The sequence below is a fragment of the Nonomuraea terrae genome (assembly GCF_004348995.1).
GTDB lineage: Bacteria > Actinomycetota > Actinomycetes > Streptosporangiales > Streptosporangiaceae > Nonomuraea > Nonomuraea terrae.
Genome location: NZ_SMKQ01000120.1, coordinates 1 through 26,662, shown reverse-complemented (window position 1 = coordinate 26,662; position 26,662 = coordinate 1). Strand labels below are relative to the sequence as shown.

Genomic DNA, 26,662 nt, shown 5'->3' with positions numbered 1-26,662 from the left:
AACTTCGCCGCCACCGACCTGCTCAACCAGCTGGCCGCCACCGGCGCCGACCTGCTGGTGCGCTGCAAGTCCGGCCGGAACCTGCCCGCCGTGGCCCGCTGCCGGGACGGCTCCACCCTGGCCCGGCTCGGCGCGCTGACCGTCCGCGTCATCGACGCCGAGATCACCATCCGCACCGCGGCGGGCACCCGGACCGGCCGCTACCGGCTGCTGACCACCCTCACCCACGCCACCGCCCACCCGGCGGCGGACCTCATCCGGCTCTACCACGAGCGCTGGGAGATCGAGACCGCCTACGCGGAGCCGAAGTCCACGATCCTGGACGGGCGCGTCCTGCGCTCGCGCACCCCTGATGGCATCGAGCAGGAGGTCTGGGCCCTGCTGACCGCCTACCAGGTCCTGCGAACCGCGATGACCGACGCCACCGACAGCATCCCGGGCACCGACCCGGACCGGGCCGGCTTCACCACCGCCCTGGCCGCCGCCCGTGACCAGCTCATCCTGGCCGCCGGCGTCATCACCGGCACCGACATCGACCTGATCGGCACCATCGGCCGTCACGTGCTGGCCCACCTCCTTCCCGCCCGGCGAGTCCGCACCAAAGACCGCATCGTCAAACGCGCGATCTCCAAATACAACGCCCGCGGACCCGCCATCGATCGGACCACCTACAAAGCCACCATCAGCGTCAACATGATCAGCAGCCCTTGACACCGATGCCCCGGCCTTAACTGAACGGCGTTGTGTCTAGAGCTCAACCCTCTCACGCCGGGTCGTCCGCAGGGTCAGCACGGCGAACGTCACGGTCAGGAAGAACAGCGCCACGCCCATCGCGGAGGCGTACCCGACTCTCTGGTAGGAGAAGGCGGTGTTGTAGATGGTGACCGGCAGGATGGTCGTGGCGCCGTCCGGCTCGCCCTTGTCGCCCGCCAGCACCTGGATCAGCGCGAAGCCGTCGAGGGCGGCGATGCCCAGGTAGATCCAGCCGACCTGGACGGTGTCGCGCAGCAGCGGCAGCGTGATCGAGAAGAACAGCCGGACGCGGCCGGCACCGTCGAGGGCCGCCGCCTCGAAGTAGTCCTTGGGGATGGCGGCCATGCCGGCCGAGAAGAGCACCACGTAGAAGCCGACGCCCTGCCAGACCATGACGGCGATGACGGACCACAGGGCGAGGCTCGGCTCGATGAGCCAGCCGACCGGCTCGATGCCGAGCCGGGCCAGCACGCCGTTGATCACGCCGACCTCGTCGGGCCGGTAGATGGCCTGGAACAGCACCCCGACGACGGCGACGGCGAGCACCTGGGGGAAGAAGAACACCACCCGGTAGAACCGGGAACCCCACAGGCCGCGCATGCCGTCGCCGCCGGGTCCGCCGCCGAGGTTCAGCAGGAAGGCCAGGAAGAGCGCGATGGCGATGGTGACGACGGGCAACGTCAGCAGCATGATCCCGTGGTTGCGCAGGGCCTGCCAGAACACCGCGTCGCCGAGCAGCCGGCCGAAGTTGTCCAGCCCGACGTGGGTCACGACCGAGCTGTAGCCGTTCCAGCTGGTCAGGGAGAGCTGGAACGCCTGGACGTACGGGCTGATGACGAAGACCGTGTACAGCATGAGGGGGACGGCCAGGAACGTGGCCACGAACCCGTACGTGCGCCACCGCCGCATGGGCTACCGGCTCCGCGTCTGCTTGGGGACCGATGCGTCGTTCTTGATGGCGTCGGCCTTCTCCTGCAGGTCGGCGCAGAAGCGTTCCGGGGTGATGCGTCCGGCCATGACCGCGTTGGTCTGCGCCGTGCCGTAGTCGAAGAGCTCCTTGTACCAGCCTTCGAACCTGGCCTCGGTGATGATGTTCGCGCCGGCGCTGTCCTGGGCCCTGGCCGCGCTCATCAGGCCGGCGGGCTTGTCCTTGGCCATCTCGTTCTCGATCCAGGAGCCGACCGGGTAGAAGAGCACCTCGTTGCGCAGGTGTTTGATCTGGGTCTGGGTGTGATCGAGGCCGAAGTGCGATTTTTCGCCATATTTGGCCTGGATCTCCGTCCAGGCGGTGACCGCCTGCTTGACCGGCTCGGCGTTCCAGGCGCCCTCCGCCAGGTTGTCGATGTCGATGATGACCTGGTTGCCGCCGATCTTGGCGGCGGTGTAGAGGAGGTTCCAGAGCTGGTAGTACGGGCCCTTCTGCCCCGGATACGCGAAGAGCGCGATGCCCTCCTTCTTCGCCTGCTCCCCCAGCGCCGTGAACTCCGCCCAGGTCGTCGGCACCGCCCACCCCATCGAGGCGAAGAGCGCGGCGTCGTACCAGAGCGCCCGGTGCGACACGGTGTAGTTGAGGACGAGGTCCTTGCCGTCGATCTTGGCGTTGTCGATCACCGCGGGCGTGATGGTGTCGCGCACCCGCCTGGCGGGGTCGTCGATGGAGGGCGCGTCGAACAGCGGGGTCAGGTGGGCCAGGTGGTTCTCGGCGGCCAGCGCGGCCAGGTCCATCGACTCGGGCCCGGAGTTGTTCCCGCAACGTACGAATCGCGGCCGACACCCGTCAAGGGGTGGCCGCCGAGACGTGACCGGGCCGTGATGCTTTGCGCAGAACGATGTTCTGGACGGAGAGTGGGGCGCATGATTGTCGAGTACGCGGACCGCGTGTGGCGCGGCGAATCGGACGACAGCATCGTGGACGCCGGTGAGAGCGGCAAGGGCGTCCACACGATCGCGGACGGTGTGGGCTGGTGGCCCGGATTCGGAAATGTCATCACCTTCGAGACCGAAGGCGAGCTGGTGTTGTTCGACACCAGCAGCCCGTTCTCGGCGGCGCAGTTGCACGAGGACGTCCGGGCCTGGACCCGGGCGCCACTGACGACGGCGTTCTACTCGCATGGGCACATCGACCATGTCTTCGGGACGGGACCGTTCGAGGAGTCGGGGCCGCGGGCCACGATTTATGCCCACAAAGCGGTCGTGGACCGGTTCGAGCGATATTTGTTGACCAATGGCTATAACGCGGTGATCAACCAGCGGCAGTTCCAGGCCCCGAACCTGCGCTGGCCGTCCTGCTACCGTCACCCCGACGTCACCTACACCGACGCGCTCACCGTGCGGCGCGGCGGGCTGACGTTCGACCTGCTGCACGCCAAGGGCGAGACCGACGACGCGACCATCGGCTACGTGCGCGAGCACAGGCTGCTGCTGCCCGGCGACCTGTTCATCTGGGTGACGCCCAACTGCGGGAACCCGCAGAAGGTGCAGCGTTATCCGCGGGAATGGGTGCACGCGTTGCAGCGGATGGCCGCCATGGACGCCGAGATCATGCTCCCCAGCCACGGCGCCCCGATCTTCGGCCGCGACCGCATCCGGCAGGCGCTGCTGGAAACCGCGGAATGGCTGGACTCGCTCGTGACGCAGACGCTGGACCTGCTCAACGCGGGCGCGCGGCTCGACGAGATCGTCCATTCCGTGAGACCCCCCGCTCACCTGGCCGACCGCCCCTACCTGCGGGCCCGCTACGACGAGCCGGAGTTCGTCGTACGGAATCTGTGGCGTCTGTACGGCGGCTGGTACGACGGGAACCCGGCCGATCTCAAGCCCGCACCCGACGCCGTGGTGGCGAGATCGGTGGCCGAGCTCGCGGGCGGCGCGGCGGCCCTCGCGGACGCCGCGCTGAAGGCCCTGTCGGGCGGCGACGAACGGCTGGCCGGCCACCTGGCGGAGATGGCCGCCCTGGCGGCTCCGGACGACCCGGGCGTGCACCGCGTACGCGCCGAGGTCTTCTCCGCCCGCGCGGCCGGCGAGCTGTCGCTCATGGCGAAGGGTGTCTTCTCCTGGGCCGCCGCCGAGTCGAAGCGCCGCTCATGACACCTGGAAGAACGGGCGAGCCGGCCGACTACCTGATACAGCTCTTGCCGTGACGGCCCGGCAACCCCCCGAATCATGGGAGCCGTCCGTGGTCAGTCCTTCCACCATTCCGGGCGCGGTGGGGGGCTGATCTGTGGCAGGGAGTCGGCGGGTACGTCATCGGGCGCGAGGATGTCGAGCGTGACGGCGTCGGAGGCGGTCCTGTTCACGTTCTCGACGGTCCAGTCGTCCCCGACGTGCCGCGGCTCGACGTGGTAACCATGTCCGCTGCCGTCCGGCTTCAGCCACATCACCACGTAGTCGATCCTCATCCCGGCGCGTTCCATGTCCGCCCTGACGCGGGCGACCGGCTTGCCCCGGGGCTTGTAGCCCGCGAGCACGCCGCCGTCCGGGTCGAACTCGACCTGTACCGGCCCGGCGTAGCGCTCCCCCGGCGCCGCGGGCCTGCCGATGCCGAAGACGACCTTCCCGGTGAAGCCGACCGGCATGGAGACCTTGCCGCACCAGGCGGAGGTGCAGCCGTCCATCCGCGTGGAGACCGTCACCCCGGTGCCGGGCGGGAAGTCCCCGTCCGTGATCGGGCCGACCAGTCTGCCGACGTCACCGGGCGCCACCGGGGCCTTGCGGACCTCCGCGTCCAGCCCGACGGCACGGAACGCCTCGGTGAACTCCTCCGCTTCTGCCTCGGGGTCGTTGATCACGACCTCGATGAAGTCCTCGCCGGACTTGAGCGAGACGGCGGCGTTGGCGTACTCGGTGGCGGGGCCGCCGAACGGGGACCAGACGACGAGCGCGGCGGCCAGGGCGGCGGCCACCACCCCGAGCCCGGCACTCCGCCGTGCCCGGACCCGCCTCCGCACGGGCTCGCGCGCCTCCTCCTTGATCGACTCCATGAGCGCCCGCGCCCCCGCGCCGGACGCCTGCCCCACGGGCTCCCCGGCCAGGTCCTCGTCGCGTACGCGGGCGAGATCGGCGATGTTCACGGCTGGCTCCCTTCGAACGCGACGGTGTGCGAGTGATCGATCCCGGCTCCGGCAAGGCCACGGGCGAACCGCCTGCGGGCGCGAAAAAGCCGGACTCTTACCACGTTGCTGGAAACGCCGAGGACTTTGGCGATCTGTCCGGGGCTCAGCCGCTCCCAGGCGACCAGGGCGAGCAACTCCCTGTCATCCCCGGGCAGGGCGCGGAATACCTGGCCCATCGCGGTGAAGTCCGCGCCGGTCGGCTCGGCGGCGAGCGGCGTGGCGGCCAGCTCCGCGCGCAGGGCGGCGGTGCGGCGCGCGTGCCGCAGCTCGCCGCGCCGGTGGTTCGCCAACACCTTCCTGGCCACGCCGTAGAGCCACAACCTGGCCTCGTCGCCCTTCGGGACCTCCTCGATCCGGCGCCAGGCGATCAAGAAGGTCTCGGCCACGACGTCGGCCGCGTCGTCCGGGTCCGGACAGCGGCGCAACGCGTACCCGAGGAGTAACCGGTACGAGGAGGCGTAGATCTCCTCGAACCGGCTTTCTGGGTCGACTCCCACATGGGCTCCTTAATCCGATGCGACGCTAAGCCCATGTCCGTAATGTCGGTGGCATTACGGGTTGAGGAGGGAGCATTTTCGGATGGCCGGCGATCGCATCATCGGAGTAGGCGTGGTGCTCACCCAGGCGGACGGGCGGATCCTGCTGGGCGAGCGGATCAAGGCCGGTGAGCAGCCGTCGTGGTGCCTGCCGGGCGGGGCGGTGGAGCCCGGGGAGACGTTCGAGGAGGCGGCCGTCCGGGAGCTGGCCGAGGAGACGGGCGTGCGCGACGGCGGTCCGCCACGGGTGACGGCCGTGGTGCTGGACCATCCCGGGGGCGCGGTGCGGGTGACGGCGGCGGTGAGCGTGGCCGCGGGCGCGACGGACCCGGTGGTGACGGAGCCGCACGTGTTCCGGTCGTGGCGCTGGTTCGCGCCGGACGACCTGCCCGAGCCGCTGTTCCCGGCCACCGCCCGCGTCCTCACGGCGCGGGACGACGGCGGCCGCTACCCCACGATGCCGGTTGGTTGACCAGCCTGGGCCGGTCAGGACGGTGGTGGCCGCGCGAACACCCGTGCCGCCTCCGGCAGCCCTGCCGGAGGCGGCGAGGTCGCATCACGCGACGGCGGTCCCCTCAAGCTCGACCATCAGGTCGGGGATCGCCAGCCGGGCCACCCCGAGCATCGTGGTGGACGGTGCCACCCCGGCGGCGCCCAACCGCGACGCCAGCACGCCGTAGTGCTCGAAGAGCCGATCGACGTCGGTGGTGTAGACGTTGAGCCGGACGAGGTTCGCGAGGGACATGCCGGCCTCGGCGAGCACGGCCTCCAGGTTGTCGAGGCTCAGCGCCAACTGCGCCGCCATGTCATCGGCATGCTGGGGCTTGCCGTCGCCGCTCATCGCGGTCTGCCCGGCGCAGTACAGGGTGCGGGTGTGCCCGGAGACGAGCGCCCCCTGGTCGTATCCCATCTCCACCGACCACGCCCACGGGTTGACCGCCGTTCGCTCCATTGCCATATCGGCTCCCTTCGATTCGTCGACCTTGCTTACGTGCATCGGCTCGGTAGCCACCGACTTTTCGCCGCGTTGACAAGCCTCCCGGCAAATCACGACATCCTGTGTCGTGTATTTCGGTAAGGTCGCCGTATGCGCGCCGACCGGTTGGTCTCGCTGGTGCTGTTGCTGCGGCAGCACGGTCGGTTGTCAGCGGCGGAGCTGGCCCGCGAGCTGGAGGTCTCCACCCGTACCGTGCTGCGCGACATCGAGGCGCTGTCGGCAGCCGGCGTCCCGGTCTACGCCGAACGCGGCCGGCACGGCGGTTTCGCGTTGTTGCCCGGTTTCCGGACGGAGCTCACCGGGCTCAACCACGACGAGGCCCTCGCCCTGCTGGTCGCCGGGTCGCGGCGCGGCGCGCAGGCCTTCGGCCTCGGCTCGGCGCTCGCTTCGGCGATGCTCAAGGTGGTTGACGCGCTGCCCGAAAGCTATCGGGACACCGCAGCCGGCGCGGCCGAGCGACTGCTCATCGACCCGGAGACCGATCTCCTGTCACGTCGGCTGGTCGCCGAGGAGGTGCCTGACGCCATCGTGGCCGAGGTCCTGCGCGCGGTGTTCGCCGGACACAAGCTGCGCATCCACTACGCGGCTGTGAACCAGGCCCCGAAGTGGCGCACGGTGGATCCGATCGGCCTGGTCACCGTGCGCGACCGGGGCTACTTGTTGGCCACGCGGTCTGGCGCGGACCGCACCTACCGGCTGTCCCGGGTCCTGGCCGCCGAGGAACTCGCCGAACCCGCACAGCGACCGGACCGGGTCGATCTGGACCGGGCCTGGCAGGAACGCAGCACCCGGTTTCGGACCGGCGGCGACCAAGTCACCGTGCTGGTACGGGTGCACCCGGCGCGGCGGGAGGACCTGGTGGGCACCGCACTGGCCGTCCGCGCCGAAGAAGCCGACTCGGACGGCTGGCTGCGGCTGGAGGTGACCTTCCAGGATCCGAGACACGCCGAATGGGCGCTGTGGCAGCTCGCCACGAACGCGGAAGCCCTGGCCCCGCAGTGGTTGCGCGGCTCGCTGCGCGACCGCGCCACCGCGATCGCCGCCCGCTACGGAGTGTCGTCCTGAGAGTTGTCGTCCTCCGCGGGCCGGTCAGGCGAAGTGGGCGCGGGTTTCGGCGAAGGCCTGGTCGGTTCCCTCCAGGGCCTTGGCGACGTCCTCCTCGGCGTGGGCGGCCGACATGAACCAGTTGTGCCACGGGTGGACGTAGACGCCGTGCCGCAGGCAGGCGTCGCTCCAGTACATGGCCACCGACAGGTCGGCGTCGCCGTCGAAGCTGAGCCAGGGGACCGTCACCGGGCCCGTCTGGTTGACGACGAAGCCGTGCGCCTTGCCCTGGGCGTACAGGCCCTCGCGGAGCTGGGTGCCGGTGCGGTGCATGGCGGCGATGCCGTCGGTGTCGCGCAGGGTCTCGATGGTGGCCTTGGCCGCGGCCATCGCCACCGCCGAGAACCAGAACGACCCCGTCGAGTACAGCGTCTGGGCGGCCCCGCGCAGCGCGTCGGTGCCCGTGACGGCGGCGATCGGGTAGCCGTTCGCCATGGCCTTCGACCAGGCCGTCAGGTCGGGCCGCACGCCGTACGGCTCCCACGACCCGCGCAGGTCGACGCGGAACCCGGCGCGCACGTCGTCGATCACCAGCGCGGCGCCGATCCGGTCGGCCAGCGCCCGCGCGCCGCGCGCGAAGGCGGGCTCCACCAGCTCCTGGTCCTCGAACGAGTCGTGTTTGAACGGCGTGACGATGATCGCCGCCACGTCGCCCTCGGCGGTCGCCGCCGCGGCCTCCAGCGACTCCAGCGAGTTGTAGCCGAACTCCACCAGGTCGGCCCGCTCGTTCGGCGTCGTGCCCGACAGGGAGGGCGTGCACCACGGGTCGGCCCCGTGGTAGGCCCCGTGCGCCCGCAGCACCTTGGTGCGCCCCGTGGCGGCCCTGGCGACCATGAGCGCCTGGGTGGTGGCGTCGGTGCCGTTCTTGGAGAACATCGCCCAGTCGGCGCTCGGCACGGTGTCCACCAGCAGCTCCGCCAGCTGCACCATGATCGGCCCCGGGCCGTTGAGGCAGTCGCCGAGCGCGGCCTGTCGGGCGGCGGCCTCCTCCACGCGCGGGTGCCGGTGCCCGAGGACGACGGGGCCCCAGCTGCACATGAAGTCGATGTACTCGCGGCCGTCCACGTCCCACTGGCGGCAGCCTTCGCCGCGGGCGAAGAACTGCGGGTAGCCGGGGGCGAAGAGGGCGGCGTTGAGGTGGCCGTACATGCCGCCGGGGACGACCTTCGAGGCGCGGCGGCGGAGGTCAGCGTCGTTCATGGGGGTCCTTCAGAGGAGGCTGAGGGTGGAGGCGAGGTCGGTGAGTCCGGCGTCGGAGCCGAGTCCGGTCGCGACGCGGGCGGCGGCGGCCGTGCCCCAGCGGGCGGCGACCGGCACGTCCTGCCCGTGCAGCAGCCCGGTGAGGAACCCGGCGCAGTACGCGTCGCCGCAGCCGGTCGTGTCGGCGACCTCGGTCTTGATGGCGGGCACCCGCTCGGTCATCTCGCCGGTCACGACGAGGCTGCCGGCCTCGCCGAGGGTGACGAGCACGCCGCGCGGCCCGTCGGCCAGCAGGGCGCGGGCGGCCGCCACCGGGTCGGCGGCGCCGGTCATGAGCAGGGCCTGCGCCTCGTTGGGCAGCACGTAGTCGACGTGCGGGAGGAACGCCCTGGCCAGGCCCAGCAGGTCGGGCATCTCCGACAGCAAATCCATCGTGACGATCGTGCCGGACGCCCGTAACTCGTCGAGCAGCTCGAAGAACGCCGGGTCGCCCAGACCGAAGGTGACGTCCATGCCGCCCAGGTGCACCGCGCGGGCCGCGCGCAGCACGCCGGCGTCGAGGTCGGCGTACGTCAAGGACAGGTTGGCGCCGGGCACGTGGAAGCTGGGCCGCCCACCGTCGCGCCGGATGGGCAGGATCGACGCGGACGTCTGCTCGCCCGCCCTGCGGACCAGGTGGGAGACGTCCACGCCGCGCTTGGTGAGGAGCGCCAGCAGGAAGTCGCCCAGCTCGTCGTCACCGACCGCGCCCATGGTGACCACGTCGTTGCCCAGCTTGACCAGGTCGACGGCCGTCCCGGCGGCGGCGCCCGCGGCGGTGATGCGGATCTGGTCGACCAGCACGGTGTCCTGGTTCTCGGGGATGTACGAGACGGGCCGGGCGAGGATGTCGACGATGTGCACGCCGACGGTGACGACGGTCATAGGACAAAGAGACAGACGCTCGGATGAAAAGTCAACAACTAAGATCAATTGCTGCTTTCCAGGTGTTACATTCCACCGCATGAGCCTGCGCGAGCAGTTGTGCGAGTACGGACGCCGCGCCGTCGAGCTCGGCCTGGTCATCGGCACGTCAGGCAACCTCAGCGTGCGCGACGCCGACCGCGTCGCGGTGACGCCGTCGGGAGCCGCGCTCGACCGGCTGACGCCCGAGATGTGCCCGATCGTGGACATGGCGGGCCGGCTCGTGGCGGGCGACCTGCGTCCGTCCAGCGAGACCCCCATGCATCTGGCGATCTACGAGACCACCGACGCGCGGGCGGTCGTGCACACCCACTCGGTGTTCGGGACGGTCGTGGCCACGACGATGGCCGAGCTGCCGCCCGTGCACTACAACGCGCTGATGCTGGGCGGCATGGACGGGGTCGTCAAGGTCGCCGAGTACGCCACGTACGGCACCCCCGAGCTGGCCGCGAACGTGCGGGCCGCGCTGGAGGGCCGGCGGGCCGCGCTGATGGCCAACCACGGCGGGGTGACCGTCGGCGCGACCCTGGAGGAGGCGTTCGAGGCCACCCGCCTGCTGGAGTGGCTGTGCGAGGTGTACGTCCGGGGGCTCGGCGTCGGCAGACCGGCGATCCTGACGAAGGAGCAGCTCGCCGCCGTCGTCGAGCGGACGCTGAACCCGCCGGACTTCCCCCGCCTATGACGCGAGGGCGGCCTTCTCGGCCAGCCCGAGCGGCAGCCCGCCCGACCCGGCGATCCGGTCGTGGAACTCCTTCAGCGACCCCTGGAACGACTGCCGGATGCGGTCGATCTCGATGGCGCCCGTGAGGTACGAGGGCGCCTGCGTGGGCCAGGCGCAGTAGCGGTTGACCTCGCCCTGCGCGGTGCCCGGCGACAGCGACGCCTTGGTGGCCATGAACGTCTCGGCCTCCTCGATCGGCATGTCCTCGCAGTGCAGGGCGGTGTCCACGACGATGCGGGCGGCGCGGAAGATCCGGCAGTCGAGGTGGGCCAGCTCGGTGGCCGGGGTGTCGAAGTAGCCCTGCTCGTGCAGCATCTTCTCGACGTACAGGGCCCAGCCCTCGGTGAAGTACGGCGTCCTGAAGACCTTCCGGACGGTACGCGGGTTGCCCGCCATGTACGACAGGTGCCAGTGGTGGCCGGGGTAGGCCTCGTGCACGCTGATCGAGGGCATCTGGGCCCGCGAGTTGGTGCGCAGGCGCTGGCGTACCTGCTCGGGGGTGAAGTCGTCGGGGGTGTAGGGGACGAAGAAGATGCCCGTGCGCGAGGCGCTCAGCGGCGGCGGCGACAGGTAGTGGGCGACCGACAGGACCGGGCGGGTGTACTCGGCCGAGGGCAGCACGTGGCACTCCTCGCCGTCGGCGAACGTGACCAGGTCCCGCTCGCGGACGAACGCGCGGGCGCGCTGGGTCTCGGCGTCGTACTCCTCGCGCATGGCCTCAAGGGTCGGCGGGTGGTCGTCCATGAGCGACTCCATGGCCGCCCGCCAGTCCTCGGTGCCGTTGACCTTGATCGCCACCTCCCGCATGCGCGCGTCGAGCTCGGCCCAGGCGGCCTTGCCCTTGTCGTGCAGCTCGGCGGCGCCGTAGCCGAGCATCTCGCGCTCGCGCAGCAGGGTGGAGTAGAGCTGCTCGCCCATGCGCCAGGTGCCGCCGCACTCGAAGCCCTCGAGGAACGTCACCAGCTCGTCGAACGCCCGCGCGGCCGGCTCGGCGGCCTCGGCGATCCGGGCCCGCAGGCCCTCGTCGCGGACCATGGACGGGATCGTGCGGGTCAGGAAGTTACGGCCGGTACGGGCCTGGCCGAGGCCCCGCTTGACCAGCAGCGGCGCGGCCAGGCCGGGGTCGAGGTTGGCGCGGCAGGCGGCCAGCACGCCGGGCACCTCGGCCAGCCGCAGCAGCGCCGACTCCACCAGCTCGGGCTCGGGCTTCAGGCGGCGCTGGAACGGCGCGTACATCGAGTTGAAGATCGGCCCGAGGTAGACGCTCGGGTCACGGCGCCACTCGGGCCACGCGGCGAGCGCGATGGAGCCGCGCAGCTGCGACAGGACGAGGTCTCTGTCGATCGCGTCGTCCAGGGTGGGGGCCTCCAGGGCCGACAGTCGTTCGAGCCAGCGGGTCTCTTCGCGTTCGCGGTCGGCCCAGGCGGAGGCGGAGAAATCGCCGAGCGTGTGATCGTAGCCCTCGGCGCCCAGGGAGCTTGCGGCAACGGGGCGGTCGGAAAAGTACCACTTGAGAAACTCGTCCACCGATGCACCATATCCTGATGAAATGCCCCTGCAGATCACCGGCGCGCTAGGCGATCCTGACCTCATCCGGCTCCCCTGGGACGTCCCGCTGGAAGACTGGCCCGAGCACCACCTCGTCGATCTGCCACGCGGCATCTCCCGCCATGTGGTGCGCTTCGCCCGGCTGTCCGGCAAGGTCTACGCGATCAAGGAGATCAGCGAGCGGTACGCCAAGCGCGAGTACCAGCTCCTGTGGGACCTGGCCCGGCTGGACGCCCCCGCCGTGGAGCCGGTCGCGTACGTCACCGGCCGCGAGAACGGGCTGGACGCGGCGCTGGTCACCCGGCACCTGCAGTTCTCCCTCCCCTACCGCGCGGTCATGTCGGGCACCCTGCGCCCCGACACCCTCACCCGCCTGCTGGACGCCCTGGCCGTGCTGCTGGTGCGGCTGCACCTGAACGGCTTCTACTGGGGCGACTGCTCGCTGTCGAACACGCTCTTCCGCAGGGACGCGGGGGCGTTCGCGGCGCACCTGGTGGACGCCGAGACCGGCGAGATGCATGCGATGATCAGCGAGGGCCAGCGCCGGGCGGACATCGAGACGGCGCAGACGAACCTGTTCGGCGAGTTGCTCGACCTGGAGGCCGGCGGGCTGCTGCACCCGTCGATCGACCCCATGGAGACCGCGGAGGACGCCGTCGCCCGCTACCACCGCCTGTGGAGCGAGATCAACGAGAGCGAGATCATCGACGAGGTCGACTGGCACCGCGTCGAGCAGCGCATCAGGCGGCTCAACGTGCTCGGCTTCGACGTGGCCGAGATGATGGTGCGGCGCAAGGTCGGCACCGGGCGGCTCATCGTCCGGCCCAAGGTCGTCGACGCCGGCCACCACCAGCGGCGGCTGCTCCGGCTGACCGGGCTCGACGCGGAGGAGAACCAGGCGCGGCGGATGCTCAACGACCTCGACGGGTTCCGGGTGGCCAAGGGCCTGCGGCACGAGGACGAGGCCGTCGTGGCGCACCGGTGGCTGGCGGAGGTGTTCCAGCCGACGGTCGAGGCCATCCCGGCCGAGTTGCGCGGCAAGCTCGACCCGGCGCAGCTCTTCCACGAGATCCTCGACCACCGGTGGTACCTGTCGGAGGAGGCGGGCGCCGACGTGGGCCTGGCCTCCGCGGTGAAGTCGTACGTGGCGAACGTGCTGGTCCACAAGCCCGACGAGAGGGCGTTGCTGCCGAACGACGCCTCGGAGTAGTCATCGCGACCTGGCCTGGAACGCCCGGCGTTAGGCGTCGTGCCCAGGATGTCGACGCATCAGATCACCCAGAGTTACGCGCTGCCACCGGACTGATTACTCATAAGTGAGAATTCTTCGCATATCGCACACTTATCCATAGCAGAGGTGTTTTTCTACGCCTTAGCCGTATAAAAAAGCAACACCAGCGTTCTGGCCACATCAGGTGCAATTTCCTCCCTCTACGCTGTCCCCGTTCCGTACGGGAGAGGGAGGAGACGTGCTCGGAGTCGACAGCTGCCTGGCAGAGGTCATGGCCATACCGGGGGCGTTGGACGCCATGCTGGTGGACCACACCAGCGGCATGGCGGTGGCGTTCAGCAACTCCTCGGGCATGGACGCCGATCGGTCCGCCGCCGCCCTGACCGAGGCCCTGCGCGCCACGACCGACGGCCTGGCGCGCACGTGCCCGGGCGACGTCGTACGCATCGACGACATGCTGGTCACCACGGACAAGGGCCACCACCTGCTGCGGCTGATGGAGACCGTCTTCGAAGGCCCACTCGTCCTGTATGTACGCCTTGACCTGGACCGATCGAACATCGCGCTGGCGCGGCACCGGCTCCAGTCCATCTCAAGCCGCTTGACGACGTGACCCATGACGCAGCTGGACACACTCCTCGCCTCGCTCGCGCGCGAGCACTCCACGGGCGCGCTGCGGATCGGCAGGAACGGCACCGTCTACCTGGACGACGGCCGCGTGACGTACATGGAGTGCGCCCATACGCCCGGCGTCGAGCGGCTGCTGGCGACGCGCGGCCTGATGAGCGAGACGAAGTTGCGCGCCCTGCAGGCCGAGGGCGGCTGCGAGCGGCTGCTCGCCGACGGGCCCGTCACGGCCGGCGAACTGCAGTACGCGGTGCTCTCGGTGGTGCTGGACGCCGCCTTCTTCCTGCTGCCGGCCACCGGGTCCCGGCCGAAGTTCCGGCCCGGGGAACGGCACTGGCTGGGCGGGCAGTGGTTCTTCGACGTGGCGGGGCTGGTGCGGGAGTGCGCGCGACGGCGGGCGCAACTGGCCCAGACCTGGCCGTCCGCGGATGTGGACACCCTGCCCGTACGCCCGTCGCCGCGGCTGCCCGGGCACGGCGTGACGCTGAGCCGGATCCAGTGGGAGGTCGTCGTCCGCTCCGACGGCAAGGCGACGCCGATGGAGCTGGCCAAGCAGATCGGCCGGCCGTGCTATCCGGTGCTGCTGGCCGTCCGGCGGCTGGCCGCGGCGGGCCTGCTGGAGCCGCCGGAGCCGTCGCGCCCGCCGCCCGCGGAACGGCGTACGGGAACGGGCCGGAAGACCACAGCGGTCGCCGCCGAACCCGAGGCGGCCGAGGGTGGGCTGCCCAAGCGGACGGCGCGGCAGGCGGCCACCGCGCGTCCCCCACACGACCCCGAAGCGGCACCGGCCCAGTCCCTGGGCCCGCCGGTGACGGGCGATCCAACCGATCTGGCGCTGCTGATGCGGCTGAAAAAGGCGCTCGAGGAGCTGTCGTGAGGTTCCCCTCACTCAGGAGGAGGCCACGAGTGGAGCAACGACAAGAGGTTCTGGAGGAGATGGCGCTCCTGCGTGAGCGCACACCTGACGTGACCGGGAGCGTCGCCTGCACCGTGGACGGCCTCCAGATCGCCTGCGACCTCGACGAGGAGACGGGCGAGAAGGCGGCGGCGCTGTCGGCGGCGCTGATCGCGATGAGCCGGCGGATGCTGGCCATGACCAGCCGGGGGTCGTTCGAGGAGACGATCATCTCCGGCACGGCCGGCTTCGTGGCGTTCTACGCCGCCGGTCCCTCCATCGTCCTCACGGTCCTCGCCAGGCCCGGCACGAACGTCGGCCTGCTGCGACTGGAGGGCAGAAAGACGGCTGCCGCGCTGGCCGCCGTCGCGGAACGCAAGCACTGACCCCTTTCCGGGCGCGGCCCGGAGGAAGCGAGGAAGAACATGGCCGGCATGGACGTCTCTCTCAAGGAGATGATGCAGATCGACGGTGCGCTCGGAGCAGCGATCGTCGACTACGGCAGCGGCATGGCGCTCGGCACCCTGGGCGGGTCGAAGGACCTCGACCTGCAGATCGCCGCCGCGGGCAACACGGAGGTGGTCAAGGCCAAGCTCCGCACGATGGACTCGCTGGGGCTCAAGGAGGCCATCGAGGACATCCTCATCACGCTGGGCGGCCAGTACCACATCATCCGCCCCATCTCGGGGCGTGGCGGCAAGGGGCTCTTCCTGTACCTGGCCCTCGACCGCAACCGCGCCAACCTGGCGATGGCCCGCCACCAACTGCGGGGCATCGAGGAGAAGCTGGAGGTCTGACGGGGGAGGGTGGCCCGCCCATCGGCGGACGGGCCACCCGGTGGATCAGCCCTTGGTGAGTTTGGTGATCTCGGCCACGATGTCCGGCCACAGCGCTCGGGGCAGGTCGTGGCCCATCCCCGGATACGTCACCAGCCGGGCGCCGGCGATGGCCGCAGCCGTGGCGCGCCCGCCGGCCACCGGGACGAGCGGGTCCTCCTCGCCGTGCAGCACCAGCGCGGGCACCCGCACCTTCGCCAGCGCCTCGGTACGGTCGCCCGAGGCGTTGATGGCGGCCAGCTGACGGCCGGTGCCCGCCGGGTCGAAGCAACGGTCGTAGGCCAGCCCGGCCCGCGCCCTGATCAGCTCCCGGTCCAGCTCGTAGCCGGGCGACCCGATGACCGACCAGGTCACCACCGACTGGTCCATGACGCCGTCGCGGTCGGACGGCGGCCGGGACAGCAGCGCCCCCATCGCGGCCTCCGTGGGCGGGGCGACGCCGGGGCCGGGCGTGGACATGATCGAGGTCAGGCTCAGCACCCGCTCGGGGTGGCGGATGGCGAGCGTCTGGGCGATCATGCCGCCCATCGAGGCGCCCACCACGTGGGCGCGGGCCCAGCCGAGGGCGTCCATGAGCCCGGCGGTGTCGTCGGCCATGTCGTCCAGCAGGTACGGCGCGGGCTCGCCGCGGGCAGGCACGCCCGCGTCGTGGAAGTGCGTGGACAGACCGGCGTCGCGGTTGTCGAACCGGACGACGTGGTGTCCCTGCTCGGCCAGGAGCCGGCAGAAGTCTTCGTCCCATTGGATGAGCTGCGCGCCGAGCCCCATGACGAGGAGCAGGGGCCGGCCGTCGGGAGAGCCGAAGCTCTCGTAGGCGATGTCGATGCCGTTGGCGGTTACGCGGGTGGTCACGCGCACCAGAATGACATTCTGGTGCGCGCGCGTAAAGCCGTCAGCCCGTCGCCGCGGGGGTGCCGGCCGGAGTCGCCGTGGGGGTCGCCGTGGGCTCGGGCTTCGGCGGCTTGGCCGGGTTGTTGTCGCGCTCGGCCCAGGCGCGGGTGGAGAACGGCACCGGGTGGTTCTTCTTGCCCAGGCCAGGGCCCCACTTGGTGATGACGTAGTCGATCTCGATGTGGCCGAGCCCGCCGTTGCCGTTGACGTACAGCGTGTTCGGGTTGAACCGGCCGCCGGTCAGCTCGGCGAAGGTCTTGCCGTCGAGGTCCAGCATGATGCCGCGGCTGGAGGGCTCGCCGGGACCGCGGTCTCCGACGAAGAACGGCATCTTCTTGCCCTTGTAGATCACGTAGCCCTCGGTCATCAGCGGCCAGCTCGGGCTGGCGGCCATGCCCTTCTGCATGGGCTTACCGCTGGCGGGCAGGCCGGTGTCGCCGGCGCGGCCGGAGGCGTCGTCCCAGAAGTACGACGCGGTGGTGGAGCCCTTGAGCAGGATCTTCTCGGGCGTGTCGCCCGTGTCGCACGTGTCGGCGTGGGCGGCGGCCGTGCCCGAGAAGGTCAGTGCGGCGCAGAGGCCGGAGGCGGTGAGCAGGGCGAAGGAGCGCATGCCGGATCGAGCAGCCATGAAAAGTAAACCCTTCACGAGGAGACGGGGGAAATTGCGCTTTATCGGGAAGCGCGCAGCAGGGCAGAACGCCTGAAGTGGGGATGCTGCGCGGAGCGCAAGGTTCGAGCCTGGGGAAGGGGACCGCTCAGCGGTCGGCCGTCACTACGTGGCCTGGGGGTACGACGCGGTGATGCATGAAATGGTGTGTCCTCTCCATCACGCCTACCGGGTTAGCTGACGGGTTCGGACGTGGAGATGCCCTACCGGCGCGGCGGCCGGATTCACCCCAGATAGTGGGTCCCCGGTTCCCGGAACGTCCGGGATTCGGCGCCAGCCGGTCGTCCCTTTGGGTAAGGACAAGGTCACCGGCTGGTAGTGCGTAAGACTTTAACCATTGATCACGACACAGGCAAACGAATCGTCATGAATCGGAAGAAGATCTACCTAATAGGACAAAAGGAAAGGGGGCGCGGACTCGCCGCACCCCCGGTGAATTCGGACCTCAGCCGCCGCTCTTGCGCCTGAACGATCTTTTACTCGCGGCCGGACCGTGCGCCCCATGAATCTTGGACGCGTCGCCGCCCCTGCCACCTGCGCCGCCGCTCGCGTTCTGGTTGCGCTTGCGCTCCAGTGCCTCGCGGAACCTGCGCTTCATCTCGTCCTCGGGAGTTTCGCTGACTTCCGGCTCCGGTGTATCCGCCATGAGGACCTCCAAGCTGTTGGGGACACTCACAGCTTCGCACGCCATGGCGTACGGCGCGAAACCGGCCTCCCAGACGTACGAGCCCACCCGCGTACCGCCGCGATCACCATCAAACGGGCTTATTACGCAAATCGGCAGCAATCCGACAGTCTGCGGAAGGGTGTCGTCGCGCGGACCCGGTCACGTCCGGGAATGTGGCCCGCATCGGATAGCCCAGTTCGGGACGGCTCACCTGGACGCCTTCCTGCGGCGGTGCGGAGCATGGACGTGGAGCCGCAATCGCCACGGGCGAGTGCGGAGATCAGAGAGGAGGCGTACATGTACGCCGAGCTTTTCGCACTTCCTCCTCCTCGAAGACGCCGTCGCCGCCGCCGCGAGCGCGACTGGTACCGCTACCGTCGGCGTCGCCGCCGCTACCGCGACCACTACGGCTACTACTACTGAGGGAGACGAAGCGGCTGGGTCGGGCGTGCCCGGCCGCTCCATGCCGGAGCCGCGCGTTCAGACCCGGCGGAAGGCCAGCAGACGGAAGACCGGGTCCGGCCCGGCGCCGCCCTGACCGTGCCCCGTGAACGTGGCCTCGCCGCTCGCCCGCAGCCCGTGCCGCGCCGCCTCGGCGACGACCGTCCCGGCCCGGTCGGACGGATCCGGCCGCCCCCCAGGCCCGTGGGAAGCCCGTTTGTCCACGGTCGTCACGAACACTCCCCCGTACCGCAGCACCCGCCCCGCCTCGGCGATCATCGGCCGGGCGTCGTCGAGCAGGTGCAGCAGCCAGATCGTGGTGACCGCTTCCACCGAGCCGTCGCGTACGGGAAGCCGCCGGGCGTCGCCCAGCACCACGCCGACCCGACCGGCCGCGATGCGCGCCATCCCGGCCGAGGCGTCCACCCCGAGCACGCGCAGCCCTCGCGCGGCCAGCTGCGCGCTCACCAGCCCGGTGCCGCAGGCGACGTCGAGCAGCGTGCCGCCGTTGGCGACCCCGCCGACCAGGCCGTGCACGGCCTCGGCGGCGGCCCTGGCGCGCGGGAGCCCACCCCGGGTCTCGTCGTAGCGCGCGGCCTCCAGGTCGTAGTCCAGCATGGTCGCCACCTCCGCGATCGCACCGTACGCGGGCGGCGGTGTCCGGGTAAAGGGGATGCGCGTCGTTCCTGGTGTTGTGTTGGGAAAGCGCCGGAAAGAAAGGACGCATGACGCACAAGCCCCATTTCGGACAATGAGTCTCCTCGGCCGCGACCTGGCGGTGGACCTGGGGGCGGCGCGTACCCGGATCTACGCCAAAGGCAAAGGCATCGTGCTCGACGAGCCCTCGGCCGTGCTGCTCGACGGCCGCACAGGCAAGGTCATCGCGTACGGCGCCGAGGCCGTCGACGACGCCCGCGGCCAGACCCGCTGGCCGGTCAGCGGCGGCCTGCCGGCCGACGTCGAGCTGGCGCGCGTCCTGATCCGGCACCTCATGCGCAAGGTGCACCGACTCCGGTTCGCCCGCCCGCGCCTGGTCATGGCGCTGCCCGGCGACTCCACACCGATCGACCGGGCGGCGCTGCACGACATGGCCTACGAGGCCGAGGCCAGGAACGTCGTGCTGGTGCCGCACGCGCTGGCCGCGGCGCTCGGCGCGGGCGTGGCGGCCGGCGAGCACGCCGGGCAGATGGTGATCGACATCGGCCGCGACGCCACGCGCGTCGCGGTGGTCTCCGGCGACGCGGTGGTGGCGCACGGGTCCGTCCCGTACGGGGGGCAGGCCATGAACCGGGCCATCGCCCGCCTCGTCGAGAACGAGCACGGGCTGGCCCTCGGCGAGTCGGAGGCCGAGGCCGCCAAGATGCGGGCGAGCGCCGAGCGGGAGCCGCTGGACGGCCAGGTCGTCCCCGTGCGGGCCCGCGACCGGGACACCGGCGGCGAGCACGTGGTGCCGCTGCCCGTGCGGCGGCTCTGCGAGGCGGCGGCGCAGCCGGTCGAGCCCATCGCCCGCGTGGCGGTGGAGACCGTCGAACGCTGCCCCGCCGAGCTGGCCGCCGACCTCGGGGAACGCGGGGTCGTCCTGGTCGGCGGCGGGGCGCTGCTGCCGGGCCTCGGCCGGCGGCTGCGCGAGCACCTGCGCATGCCGGTGCGGACGGCGGACCGTCCGCTGGACTCCATGGCCCTGGGTCTGGGCCGCTGCCTGGACCGCCTGGGCCTGATCGGCAGGCTCCGGGGCGGGCGCGCGTGACCTGCGCCCCGGCGAGAACTGGAGGCAGTTCATGACGGTACGCGGCATCGACCACATCGGGGTGACCGTGCCCGACCTCGACACGGCGACGGAGTTCTTCACCCGCGCGTTCGGGGCGGAGGTGCTCTACGACACGCTGCCGCGCGAGCGGGGCCCGAAGGGCGGCTGGGCGACCGAGCGGCGGCTGGGCGTCCCGCAGGGAACCGAGGAGGTCGCCGTGCGCATGCTGCGCCTGCCGAACGGCCCCGGGATCGAGCTGTTCGAGTTCTCCGGGCCGCGTCAGGCCGATCCGGTCGTGCCGTGCGACCTGGGCTGGCAGCACGTCGCCCTGTACGTCGACGACGTGGACGAGGCGCTGCTCCGGGTGGCCGGGGCGGGCGGGACGGCGCTGTCGGAGCCGGTCCCGCTACCGGGGCCGGAGGCGGGCGAGCACAACCGGCTCGTCTACTGCCGGACGCCGTGGGGGGCGACGGTGGAGCTGGTGTCGTACCCGGATCCGCAGGCGTACGAGAAGGAGACGGACCTGCGGCGCTGGCGGCCGTAACCGGGCGTTTCCTGGTGTTTCGGCCGTGGTCCGCGGCGATCCCGGATAGGGTCGCGTCGTGCATTTCCGCCGTCATGCCGTGTCCGCGGCGCTGCTCTGCGCCGCGGCGGTGACGGCGTGCGCGGCCTCCGAGGCGCCGACGCTCCAAGAGGCCGCCCAGCGCCTCGACGCCGACGCCGAGGCGTTGATCGGCCAGTCGCGCCTGTCGGCCGTGGAGCGGGCCGAGGACCACTCGTGCCTGCCGGGGCAGGTCAGGCGGTTCGTCCGGGCCGAGAGCGACCTGACGGACGACTTCGCCGGGCTGCTCGACCGGCTGCAGGCCATGGGCTACGCCAAGATCGCCGACGACCGGGACCTGCGCGACGGCGACGAGGACGTCTCGGTGCTGCGCGACCCGCGCACGCGGGTCACGTTCGAGCTGACGCTGCTGTCCGGCGACCACCCGGGCGTGCAGGTGGTGGGCAAGACGATCTGCTACGCGACCGACTAGCACGCCCGGGTGTGCCGCCTCAGGGGCTGGACAGCGCCTCGGTCGGGGAGAGCCGGGAGGCGCGGATCGCCGGGTAGAGGCCGGCCACGGCGCCGATCGCCAGCGTGGCCGCGAAGCCGCCGGCCGTGGCCCAGACCGGCACCACGGAGGGCCAGCCGCTGTAGAGCGCGTAGCCCATCGTGACCCCCGTCCCGAGCAGGACGCCGCCGGCTCCGCCGAGCGCGGACAGCAGCAGCGACTCCGCGAGGAACTGGGTGCGGATCTGCCCGCGCGTCGCCCCGAGCGAACGGCGCAGACCGATCTCCGCCCGCCGTTCCAGCACCGAGATCACCATCGTGTTCGCCACCCCGACGCCGCCGACGAGCAGCGCCACCGCGCCCACGCCGAGCAGCAGGTTCGCGAACGCCTGGCTGGTCGCCTGCTTGGCGGCCAGGGCGTCCGACGGGCGGGAGACGTCCATCTCGTTCGGAGCCTCGGGGTTGGCGGTGCCGGCCAGTACCGCGCGGACGGCCTCCAGCCGGGACTCCTCGGAGCGGGTGTAGAGCGTCGTCGGATGCCCGTCGAAACCCAGCCGCTGCTCGGCCACCGGCCAGCCGACGAGCACCCCGCTGTCCAGGTCCGCGGCCAGCGCCACGGGCTCCAGCACGCCGACGACCGTGAACCGGACGCCGCCGACGACGACCTGCGTGTCCGGCCCGGCGGCGCCGATGCCGAGCCGCCCGGCCGCGTCCGCGCCGAGCACGGCAGCCGGGTAGCGTTCGGTGGCCGCGTTCAGCCACGTGCCGCTGCGCAGGGCCGCGCCGATCGTGGCGGGCAGGTCGAGACGGGCGGCGTACGTGCTGATACCGCCGGTCTGGGCCTCGGGGATGCGCTCGGAGCGGTAGACCTTGGCCTCACCGACCGCGCCGATCGCCGAGGCCTGCCGCACCGGGCCGATCCGCTCGACCATCACCTCCGCGTCCACCGGCATCTGGGCCGCCTCGCCCGTGAGCGTCGTACCGGACGAGACCGTCAGCAGGTTGGTGCCCAGCGCGGAGAGCTGTCGGTCGAGCTCCGCTCCCGACGAGGACGAGATCCCCACCACGGCCACCATCGCGGCGATGCCGATCGCGATGCCCAGCCCCGACAGGAACGCCCGCAGCGGGCGGGTCCGCAGGCCGACCGCGCCGACCCGCATCACGTCGCCCGGCCGCAGCCGCGCCGGGGACGGCTTCGGCCGCACCCCTTCGACGACCGCCATCAGCGCACCCCCGAGTGCTCGGGCAGCGGCCGGCGCTCGGCGGCGGAGTCGGAGACCAGCTCACCGTCGCGCATCCGCACCTGCCGGGGCAGGCTCGCGGCGATCTCCCGGTCGTGCGTGATGATCACGATGGTGGTGCCGCCGGCGTTCAGCTCGTGCAGCAGCTCCATCACCCCCGCCCCCGAGACCGAGTCCAGGGCGCCCGTCGGCTCGTCGGCCAGCAGCAGCGGCGGGTCGCCCGCCACGGCCCTGGCGATGGCCACGCGCTGGCGCTCGCCGCCCGACAGCTCGTGGGGCTCGTGGTCGAGGCGGTGGCCGAGCCCCACCCGTTCCAGCGCCGCCGCCGCGCGCTCGCGCCGCTCGGCCCTGGCCAGGCCCGTGTAGACGAGACCGTCGGCCACGTTGTCCAGCGCCGGGACCTTCGCCGCCAGGTGGAACGACTGGAAGACGAACCCGATCCTGGTCGCCCGCAGCGCCGCGAGCTGGTTGTCGGTCAGCTCCGAGACGTCGTACCCGTCGATGCGGACGGTCCCGGAGGACGGCCGGTCGAGGGTGCCGACGACGTTCAGCATGGTGGACTTCCCCGACCCGGACGGGCCCACGATCGCGACGAGCTCGCCGTGGCCGATCCGCAGCGACACCGATCTCAGCGCCGCCACCCCGCCCGGGTACGTCCTGGACACGTCCGTCAGCTCGATCATCGGGTGCGTCATCGCGGCATCCCCACGGTCATGCCCTCGGTGAGCCCGTCGCCGGTGACCTCGACCCTGCCGCCGGCGAACAGCCCGGTCTCGACCCCGATGTAACGGGAGCGGCCGTTCTCCACGACCTCCAGGCCGAAGCCGCCCTCCTGCAGCGCCACCAGCGCCGCCACCGGCACGGTCAGCACGTCCTCGCGCTGCGAGGCGATGAACGTCACGTCCACCGCGGCCTTGTCGAGCCCGCGGGTGGCCTTGGCGTCGCCGATCGTGACGAGCGCCTCCACCCTGGTCTCCGGCTCGGCGTTCTGGCCCTCACCCGGCACGACGACGGTGGCGACCTCGGTGACCTCACCGTCGACGGTCTTGCCGTCCGGCAGCGTGACGTCGACCTTCGCGCCCTTCTTCGCCATCCGCTGGTCCTCCGCCTCCAGCTGCACGGTGACGACCTTGGAGGTGCCCGTGTACGTCAGCACCTTCTGGCCGGGCGCGGCCGGCTGGCCCTCCTCGGCGTCGAGGCTCTCCACACGCACCTTGCCGGGGGCGAAGACGACCCGGCCCAGCTCGACCACGCCGGTCTCGTCGAGGCCGCGGTCGTCCTGCCACCGCATGACGGCCTCGGCGGTGTCCCAGGTGTACTCGTCGTCCACGGTGAAACCGTCGTAGCCGAGCTTGCTGAGGTTGCGCTCCAGGTTCTCGACGTCCTGGCCCTCCACCCCGATCTTGAGATCGCGGTAGGCGGGGGTGTCGCCGTACATGAGCGTGACCGGCCGGGCGTCCAGGCGGTAGAGCGGCCTGCCGCGGGTGACCGTGGCGCCGCTGTCCGGCAGCCAGGTGATCGTGCCGGGCCTGCGGGCCACGGCCGTGGTGACCGGGCCGTAGCCGAGCTCGCCGTCGGCGTCCGCGGTCTCGTTCAGCGTCTCCCGGGTGACGGTGGCGGTGGCCGGAGGCAGCGCGGCCGCCGAGCTGGTCGGGCCGGCGTTCCCGTCGAGCAGCCCCGTGCTGTTCACCGCCACGAGAGCGGCTCCGGCCGCGGCCACCACCACGATGAGCGCCGCGGCCAGCCCGCCCCGGCCGCGGCGGCGGCGCGGCCGGGGCGGCATCGCCTCCGTCCGCTCGTGGTCGGCACCCATCACATGCCTCCCATGCCCGCCTCGGCGGACTCCTTCTGGCACTTCTCCCGCGCCGACTCGAAGTCGGAGTCGCCGCTGACCTCGCCCGTGATGCGCATCATGCCGCCCTCGGGGTCGGGGTAGCTCTCGACGCCGTTGTCGCGCATGCACTGGGCGAGCTTGCGCAGCGCCTCCCCGCGCTTGGGGTCGCCGCCGCCCGCCCGCTGGCCGCTCGGGGCGTACTGCTTGCACGCCTCCTGGGCCGCCTCGACCTTCTCGCGCGGCACGCTCCCGTCGAACCTCATCATCATGCCCTTGCCGGGCTCCGGATCCGGGACGTCCACGCCGTTCTCACGCATGCACTGGGCGAACTTCAGCGCTCTGGCGTGCGGGTCTTCGCTGGGCTGCGCGCCGGCGGAGGTCTGACCGCCGGCGCCGGTCAGCGTCGCCACGTCGGCCTCTCCCCCGTCGCCCGCCCCACAGCCGGTCACGGCGAGGGTGAGCGCGGCCAGGGCGCTGAGGACTCGTCCTCTCATGGAACTCTCCTCTGTCGGATGAACCTCGTTCGAGAGGAGATGCAATAGGCTGCGCCGTTTCCTCAGCGTTTCCGCCGGTCGTTTACTTCGAGCACATGCCGCCTCCGCCACACTCGGCTCCGTAACCACGAGGGAAAGGGCACAGAGGACGAGCCATGCGGGTGCTGGTGGTGGAGGACGAGCCGTTGCTCGCCGACGCGATCGCCGAGTGGCTGCGTGAGGAGACCCACGCGGTGGACCTGGCGCACGACGGCGAGGCCGCGCTGGAGCGGATCGCGGTCAACGACTACGACGTGGTCGTGCTGGACCGGGATCTGCCGCGCGTCCACGGCGACGACGTGTGCCGGTCGCTGGTCGCGTCCGAGTCCGACGCGCGGGTGCTCATGCTCACGGCCGCCGCCCAGCTCGACGACCGGGTGACCGGCCTGTCCATGGGGGCCGACGACTACCTGTCGAAGCCGTTCGCGTTCCCCGAGCTGGCCGCGCGGGTGCTGGCGCTGGGGCGGCGCTCGCGGCCGGCCGCGCCGCCCGTGCTGCGGCGGGCCGGGATCACGCTCGACCCGGCGCGCCGGGAGGTGTTCAGGAACGGGCGGTACGTGCCGCTGTCGAAGAAGGAGTTCGCCGTGCTGGCCGAGCTGATGCGGGCCGACGGGAACGTCGTCTCCTCCGAGCAGCTCCTGGAGAAGGCGTGGGACGAGCACGCGGATCCGTTCACGGGCGCCGTGCGGCTCACCGTGCTCAAGCTGCGCCGCAAGCTGGCCGACCCGCCGGTCGTGGAGACCGTGCCCGGAGTGGGTTACCGGATCACATGAGCCTTCCGCGGTGGTTGACGCCGGTGCAGCCGACGCTGCGGCTGCGGCTCACCCTCGTGTACGGCGCCGTCTTCCTCGCCGCCGGACTGCTGCTGCTGGGCGTCACGTACGTGCTGTTCGACCAGCAGCTCGACCGGTCGTTCAACGACCGGTACACCACCGAACCCGGCCGCACGAAACAGGTCTTCTTCGTCCACGACGGCGTCAGGCTGAGCGGCGACGCGGCGATCGAGTGGCTGCGCCGGCAGGAGCTGGAGCTGCGCGGCGCCGCGGTCACCTCGCTGCTCACGCAGGGCATGATCGCGCTCGTCATGGTCGGCGGCGTCGCCATGGGGCTGGGCTGGGTGGTGGCCGGACGCGTGCTGGCCCCACTCCGGCTGGTCACCGAGACCGCCCGCAAGATCGCCGCCGCTCCGATGGCCGAGCGCGGTCTGCACGAGCGCATCGCGCTGGACGGGCCGCCCGACGAGGTCAAGGACCTGGCCGACACCTTCGACACCATGGTCGAGCGGCTCGACCACTCCTTCGACGGGCAGCGCCGTTTCGTGGCCAACGCCTCCCACGAGCTGCGCACGCCGCTGACGCTGAACCGGGCGCTGGTCGAGCTGGCCATGCACCGCCGTACGGCCTCGGCCGACGTCAAGGAGCTGGGCGAGAGCCTGCTGGAGATCAACGCCCGGCACGAGCGCCTCATCGGCGGCCTGCTCCTGCTGGCCAGGTCGGAGCAGGAGGTCGCGGACCGCTCGCCGGTCGACCTGGCCGACGTCGTGACGCACGTGGTCGCCCAGACCGCCGCGGATGCCGCCGCGGCCGGGATCGCCGTGTACGAGGTCACCGCGCCCGCCCCCACGACCGGGGACGCGCTGCTGCTCGAACGGCTCGTGCACAACCTGGTGGAGAACGGCGTCCGCTACAACGTGGACGACGGCACCGGGTGGGTGCGGGTGGTGAGCCGTACCGTGCCGGGCGGGCGCGTCGAGGTGGAGGTGAGCAACACCGGGCCGAGCGTGCCGCCGTACGACGTGCCGCTGCTGTTCAAGCCGTTCCACCGCAACAGCTCCGAACGGCCGCTGACCGGGACGAGCGCGGGGCTCGGGCTGTCGATCGTCCGCTCGGTCGCGACGGCGCACGGCGGCGACGTGCGGGCCCGCCCCCGTGACGGCGGCGGCCTGATCGTGGTCGCCTCACTCCCAGCCTCCCCCGACCTCTTCACCCTCTGACCCGCGACCCGTCGCCGCCTCCCCGCGCCAACTCGGCCCGCACCGAACGGCCGAGCGCGCCGCCCCCCCACCCC

General features: G+C 71.5%; 32 protein-coding genes and 1 riboswitch. Of the genes, 16 read left to right on the top strand and 16 right to left on the bottom strand.

Annotated elements, in window-relative coordinates:
- The coding region (locus tag E1286_RS29950; protein ID WP_165969974.1) for a transposase at positions 1 to 711 on the top strand (711 nt) is incomplete at its 5' end.
- A gap of 36 nt (positions 712 to 747) precedes the next feature.
- Here the strand turns inward: E1286_RS29950 and E1286_RS29945 are convergent.
- Together E1286_RS29945 and E1286_RS29940 are read right to left on the bottom strand one after the other, a co-directional pair.
- Entirely contained in the window at positions 748 to 1,662 is a 915-nt protein-coding gene (locus tag E1286_RS29945) for a carbohydrate ABC transporter permease (protein WP_132617835.1), read from the bottom strand.
- A 3-nt stretch (positions 1,663 to 1,665) separates the two neighbouring features.
- Positions 1,666 to 2,478 carry an extracellular solute-binding protein gene (locus E1286_RS29940; protein ID WP_132617833.1) on the bottom strand — a complete coding sequence of 271 codons (813 nt, stop codon included), beginning with the start codon at positions 2,476 to 2,478 and terminating at the stop codon, positions 1,666 to 1,668.
- A 129-nt stretch (positions 2,479 to 2,607) separates the two neighbouring features.
- Here E1286_RS29940 and E1286_RS29935 point away from each other — a divergent pair, with 129 nt between their 5' ends.
- Positions 2,608 to 3,840, top strand: coding sequence for an alkyl sulfatase dimerization domain-containing protein (locus tag E1286_RS29935; RefSeq protein ID WP_132617831.1), 1,233 nt, complete (start codon positions 2,608 to 2,610; stop codon positions 3,838 to 3,840).
- 92 nt (positions 3,841 to 3,932) lie between these two features.
- On the opposite strand, the gene E1286_RS29930 is transcribed toward E1286_RS29935, so the two are convergent.
- Positions 3,933 to 4,823 carry a hypothetical protein gene (locus E1286_RS29930; RefSeq protein ID WP_132617829.1) on the bottom strand — a complete coding sequence of 297 codons (891 nt, stop codon included), beginning with the start codon at positions 4,821 to 4,823 and terminating at the stop codon, positions 3,933 to 3,935.
- Entirely contained in the window at positions 4,820 to 5,362 is a 543-nt protein-coding gene (locus E1286_RS29925) for an RNA polymerase sigma factor (protein WP_132617827.1), read from the bottom strand. The genes E1286_RS29930 and E1286_RS29925 overlap by 4 nt, the downstream gene beginning before the upstream one ends.
- Before the next feature lie 82 nt (positions 5,363 to 5,444).
- On the opposite strand from E1286_RS29925, the gene E1286_RS29920 reads away from it, so the two are divergent.
- A complete protein-coding gene (locus E1286_RS29920; RefSeq protein ID WP_132617825.1) occupies positions 5,445 to 5,873 on the top strand; it encodes a nucleotide triphosphate diphosphatase NUDT15 in 429 nt (142 codons plus the stop codon).
- 84 nt (positions 5,874 to 5,957) lie between these two features.
- Here E1286_RS29920 and E1286_RS29915 read toward each other — a convergent pair whose 3' ends face one another.
- Positions 5,958 to 6,353 carry a RidA family protein gene (locus E1286_RS29915; RefSeq protein WP_132617841.1) on the bottom strand — a complete coding sequence of 132 codons (396 nt, stop codon included), beginning with the start codon at positions 6,351 to 6,353 and terminating at the stop codon, positions 5,958 to 5,960.
- Positions 6,354 to 6,488: 135 nt separating this feature from the next.
- Between E1286_RS29915 and E1286_RS29910 the strand changes: the two genes are divergently transcribed.
- Positions 6,489 to 7,463, top strand: coding sequence for a helix-turn-helix transcriptional regulator (locus E1286_RS29910; protein WP_132617823.1), 975 nt, complete (start codon positions 6,489 to 6,491; stop codon positions 7,461 to 7,463).
- Positions 7,464 to 7,487: 24 nt separating this feature from the next.
- Here the strand turns inward: E1286_RS29910 and E1286_RS29905 are convergent, their stop codons facing one another.
- Together E1286_RS29905 and E1286_RS29900 are read right to left on the bottom strand one after the other, a co-directional pair.
- Positions 7,488 to 8,702, bottom strand: a complete 1,215-nt coding sequence (locus E1286_RS29905) for an aminotransferase class III-fold pyridoxal phosphate-dependent enzyme (RefSeq protein ID WP_132617821.1) — start codon at positions 8,700 to 8,702, stop codon at positions 7,488 to 7,490.
- A gap of 9 nt (positions 8,703 to 8,711) precedes the next feature.
- A complete protein-coding gene (locus E1286_RS29900) occupies positions 8,712 to 9,626 on the bottom strand; it encodes a carbohydrate kinase family protein (RefSeq protein ID WP_132617819.1) in 915 nt (304 codons plus the stop codon).
- 79 nt (positions 9,627 to 9,705) lie between these two features.
- Here E1286_RS29900 and E1286_RS29895 point away from each other — a divergent pair, with 79 nt between their 5' ends.
- On the top strand, positions 9,706 to 10,347 hold the full coding sequence (locus E1286_RS29895; protein ID WP_132617817.1) for a class II aldolase/adducin family protein: 642 nt from the start codon (positions 9,706 to 9,708) through the stop codon (positions 10,345 to 10,347).
- Here E1286_RS29895 and E1286_RS29890 read toward each other — a convergent pair.
- On the bottom strand, positions 10,342 to 11,913 hold the full coding sequence (locus tag E1286_RS29890; protein ID WP_132617815.1) for a DUF885 domain-containing protein: 1,572 nt from the start codon (positions 11,911 to 11,913) through the stop codon (positions 10,342 to 10,344). The genes E1286_RS29895 and E1286_RS29890 overlap by 6 nt on opposite strands.
- A 22-nt stretch (positions 11,914 to 11,935) precedes the next feature.
- On the opposite strand from E1286_RS29890, the gene E1286_RS29885 reads away from it, so the two are divergent.
- From E1286_RS29885 to E1286_RS29865, 5 genes are all read left to right on the top strand, one after another.
- A complete protein-coding gene (locus E1286_RS29885) occupies positions 11,936 to 13,144 on the top strand; it encodes a DUF4032 domain-containing protein (protein ID WP_187368239.1) in 1,209 nt (402 codons plus the stop codon).
- 259 nt (positions 13,145 to 13,403) lie between these two features.
- Entirely contained in the window at positions 13,404 to 13,778 is a 375-nt protein-coding gene (locus E1286_RS29880; RefSeq protein ID WP_132617813.1) for a roadblock/LC7 domain-containing protein, read from the top strand.
- Between the two features lie 3 nt (positions 13,779 to 13,781).
- Positions 13,782 to 14,669 (top strand): transcriptional regulator, encoded by an 888-nt coding sequence (locus E1286_RS29875; protein ID WP_132617811.1) that lies wholly within the window; start codon positions 13,782 to 13,784, stop codon positions 14,667 to 14,669.
- Positions 14,670 to 14,698: 29 nt separating this feature from the next.
- Entirely contained in the window at positions 14,699 to 15,073 is a 375-nt protein-coding gene (locus E1286_RS29870; protein ID WP_132617809.1) for a roadblock/LC7 domain-containing protein, read from the top strand.
- Between the two features lie 39 nt (positions 15,074 to 15,112).
- On the top strand, positions 15,113 to 15,484 hold the full coding sequence (locus tag E1286_RS29865) for a hypothetical protein (protein WP_132617807.1): 372 nt from the start codon (positions 15,113 to 15,115) through the stop codon (positions 15,482 to 15,484).
- Positions 15,485 to 15,529: 45 nt separating this feature from the next.
- Here E1286_RS29865 and E1286_RS29860 read toward each other — a convergent pair whose 3' ends face one another.
- From E1286_RS29860 to E1286_RS29850, 3 genes are all read right to left on the bottom strand, one after another.
- A complete protein-coding gene (locus E1286_RS29860; RefSeq protein ID WP_132617805.1) occupies positions 15,530 to 16,375 on the bottom strand; it encodes an alpha/beta fold hydrolase in 846 nt (281 codons plus the stop codon).
- A gap of 40 nt (positions 16,376 to 16,415) precedes the next feature.
- Positions 16,416 to 17,042: a hypothetical protein gene (locus tag E1286_RS51780; RefSeq protein WP_132617803.1), complete on the bottom strand. Its 627-nt coding sequence runs from the start codon at positions 17,040 to 17,042 to the stop codon at positions 16,416 to 16,418.
- A gap of 186 nt (positions 17,043 to 17,228) precedes the next feature.
- Positions 17,229 to 17,364, bottom strand: a riboswitch (cyclic di-AMP (ydaO/yuaA leader).
- Positions 17,365 to 17,526: 162 nt separating this feature from the next.
- Positions 17,527 to 17,727: a DUF5302 domain-containing protein gene (locus E1286_RS29850; RefSeq protein WP_132617801.1), complete on the bottom strand. Its 201-nt coding sequence runs from the start codon at positions 17,725 to 17,727 to the stop codon at positions 17,527 to 17,529.
- Positions 17,728 to 18,045: 318 nt separating this feature from the next.
- On the opposite strand from E1286_RS29850, the gene E1286_RS51410 reads away from it, so the two are divergent.
- Positions 18,046 to 18,171, top strand: coding sequence for a hypothetical protein (locus E1286_RS51410; protein ID WP_281282773.1), 126 nt, complete (start codon positions 18,046 to 18,048; stop codon positions 18,169 to 18,171).
- 57 nt (positions 18,172 to 18,228) lie between these two features.
- On the opposite strand, the gene E1286_RS29845 is transcribed toward E1286_RS51410, so the two are convergent.
- Positions 18,229 to 18,807 (bottom strand): class I SAM-dependent methyltransferase, encoded by a 579-nt coding sequence (locus E1286_RS29845; RefSeq protein WP_132617799.1) that lies wholly within the window; start codon positions 18,805 to 18,807, stop codon positions 18,229 to 18,231.
- Between the two features lie 133 nt (positions 18,808 to 18,940).
- Between E1286_RS29845 and E1286_RS29840 the strand changes: the two genes are divergently transcribed.
- From E1286_RS29840 to E1286_RS29830, 3 genes are read left to right on the top strand one after another with little or no spacing between them, the layout of a single operon-like run.
- The gene (locus E1286_RS29840) at positions 18,941 to 19,936 is read left to right on the top strand and encodes a rod shape-determining protein (RefSeq protein ID WP_165969972.1); all 996 of its coding nucleotides are present in this window, start codon (positions 18,941 to 18,943) and stop codon (positions 19,934 to 19,936) included.
- Between the two features lie 31 nt (positions 19,937 to 19,967).
- The gene (locus E1286_RS29835) at positions 19,968 to 20,480 is read left to right on the top strand and encodes a VOC family protein (RefSeq protein ID WP_132617795.1); all 513 of its coding nucleotides are present in this window, start codon (positions 19,968 to 19,970) and stop codon (positions 20,478 to 20,480) included.
- Between the two features lie 58 nt (positions 20,481 to 20,538).
- The gene (locus tag E1286_RS29830) at positions 20,539 to 20,970 is read left to right on the top strand and encodes a hypothetical protein (RefSeq protein WP_132617793.1); all 432 of its coding nucleotides are present in this window, start codon (positions 20,539 to 20,541) and stop codon (positions 20,968 to 20,970) included.
- Positions 20,971 to 20,989: 19 nt separating this feature from the next.
- Here E1286_RS29830 and E1286_RS29825 read toward each other — a convergent pair whose 3' ends face one another.
- From E1286_RS29825 to E1286_RS29810, 4 genes are read right to left on the bottom strand one after another with little or no spacing between them, the layout of a single operon-like run.
- Entirely contained in the window at positions 20,990 to 22,210 is a 1,221-nt protein-coding gene (locus E1286_RS29825) for an ABC transporter permease (RefSeq protein ID WP_132617791.1), read from the bottom strand.
- Positions 22,210 to 22,923 (bottom strand): ABC transporter ATP-binding protein, encoded by a 714-nt coding sequence (locus tag E1286_RS29820; RefSeq protein WP_281282772.1) that lies wholly within the window; start codon positions 22,921 to 22,923, stop codon positions 22,210 to 22,212. Before E1286_RS29820 ends, E1286_RS29825 begins: the two co-directional genes overlap by 1 nt.
- Entirely contained in the window at positions 22,920 to 24,041 is a 1,122-nt protein-coding gene (locus tag E1286_RS29815; protein ID WP_132617789.1) for a peptidoglycan-binding protein, read from the bottom strand. Before E1286_RS29815 ends, E1286_RS29820 begins: the two co-directional genes overlap by 4 nt.
- Positions 24,041 to 24,556: a hypothetical protein gene (locus E1286_RS29810; protein ID WP_132617787.1), complete on the bottom strand. Its 516-nt coding sequence runs from the start codon at positions 24,554 to 24,556 to the stop codon at positions 24,041 to 24,043. Before E1286_RS29810 ends, E1286_RS29815 begins: the two co-directional genes overlap by 1 nt.
- 155 nt (positions 24,557 to 24,711) lie before the next feature.
- Between E1286_RS29810 and E1286_RS29805 the strand changes: the two genes are divergently transcribed.
- Both E1286_RS29805 and E1286_RS29800 read left to right on the top strand, forming a co-directional pair.
- Positions 24,712 to 25,368, top strand: coding sequence for a response regulator transcription factor (locus E1286_RS29805; protein WP_132617785.1), 657 nt, complete (start codon positions 24,712 to 24,714; stop codon positions 25,366 to 25,368).
- Positions 25,365 to 26,588 carry a sensor histidine kinase gene (locus E1286_RS29800; protein ID WP_132617783.1) on the top strand — a complete coding sequence of 408 codons (1,224 nt, stop codon included), beginning with the start codon at positions 25,365 to 25,367 and terminating at the stop codon, positions 26,586 to 26,588. Before E1286_RS29805 ends, E1286_RS29800 begins: the two co-directional genes overlap by 4 nt.
- Positions 26,589 to 26,662 lie beyond the last annotated feature (74 nt).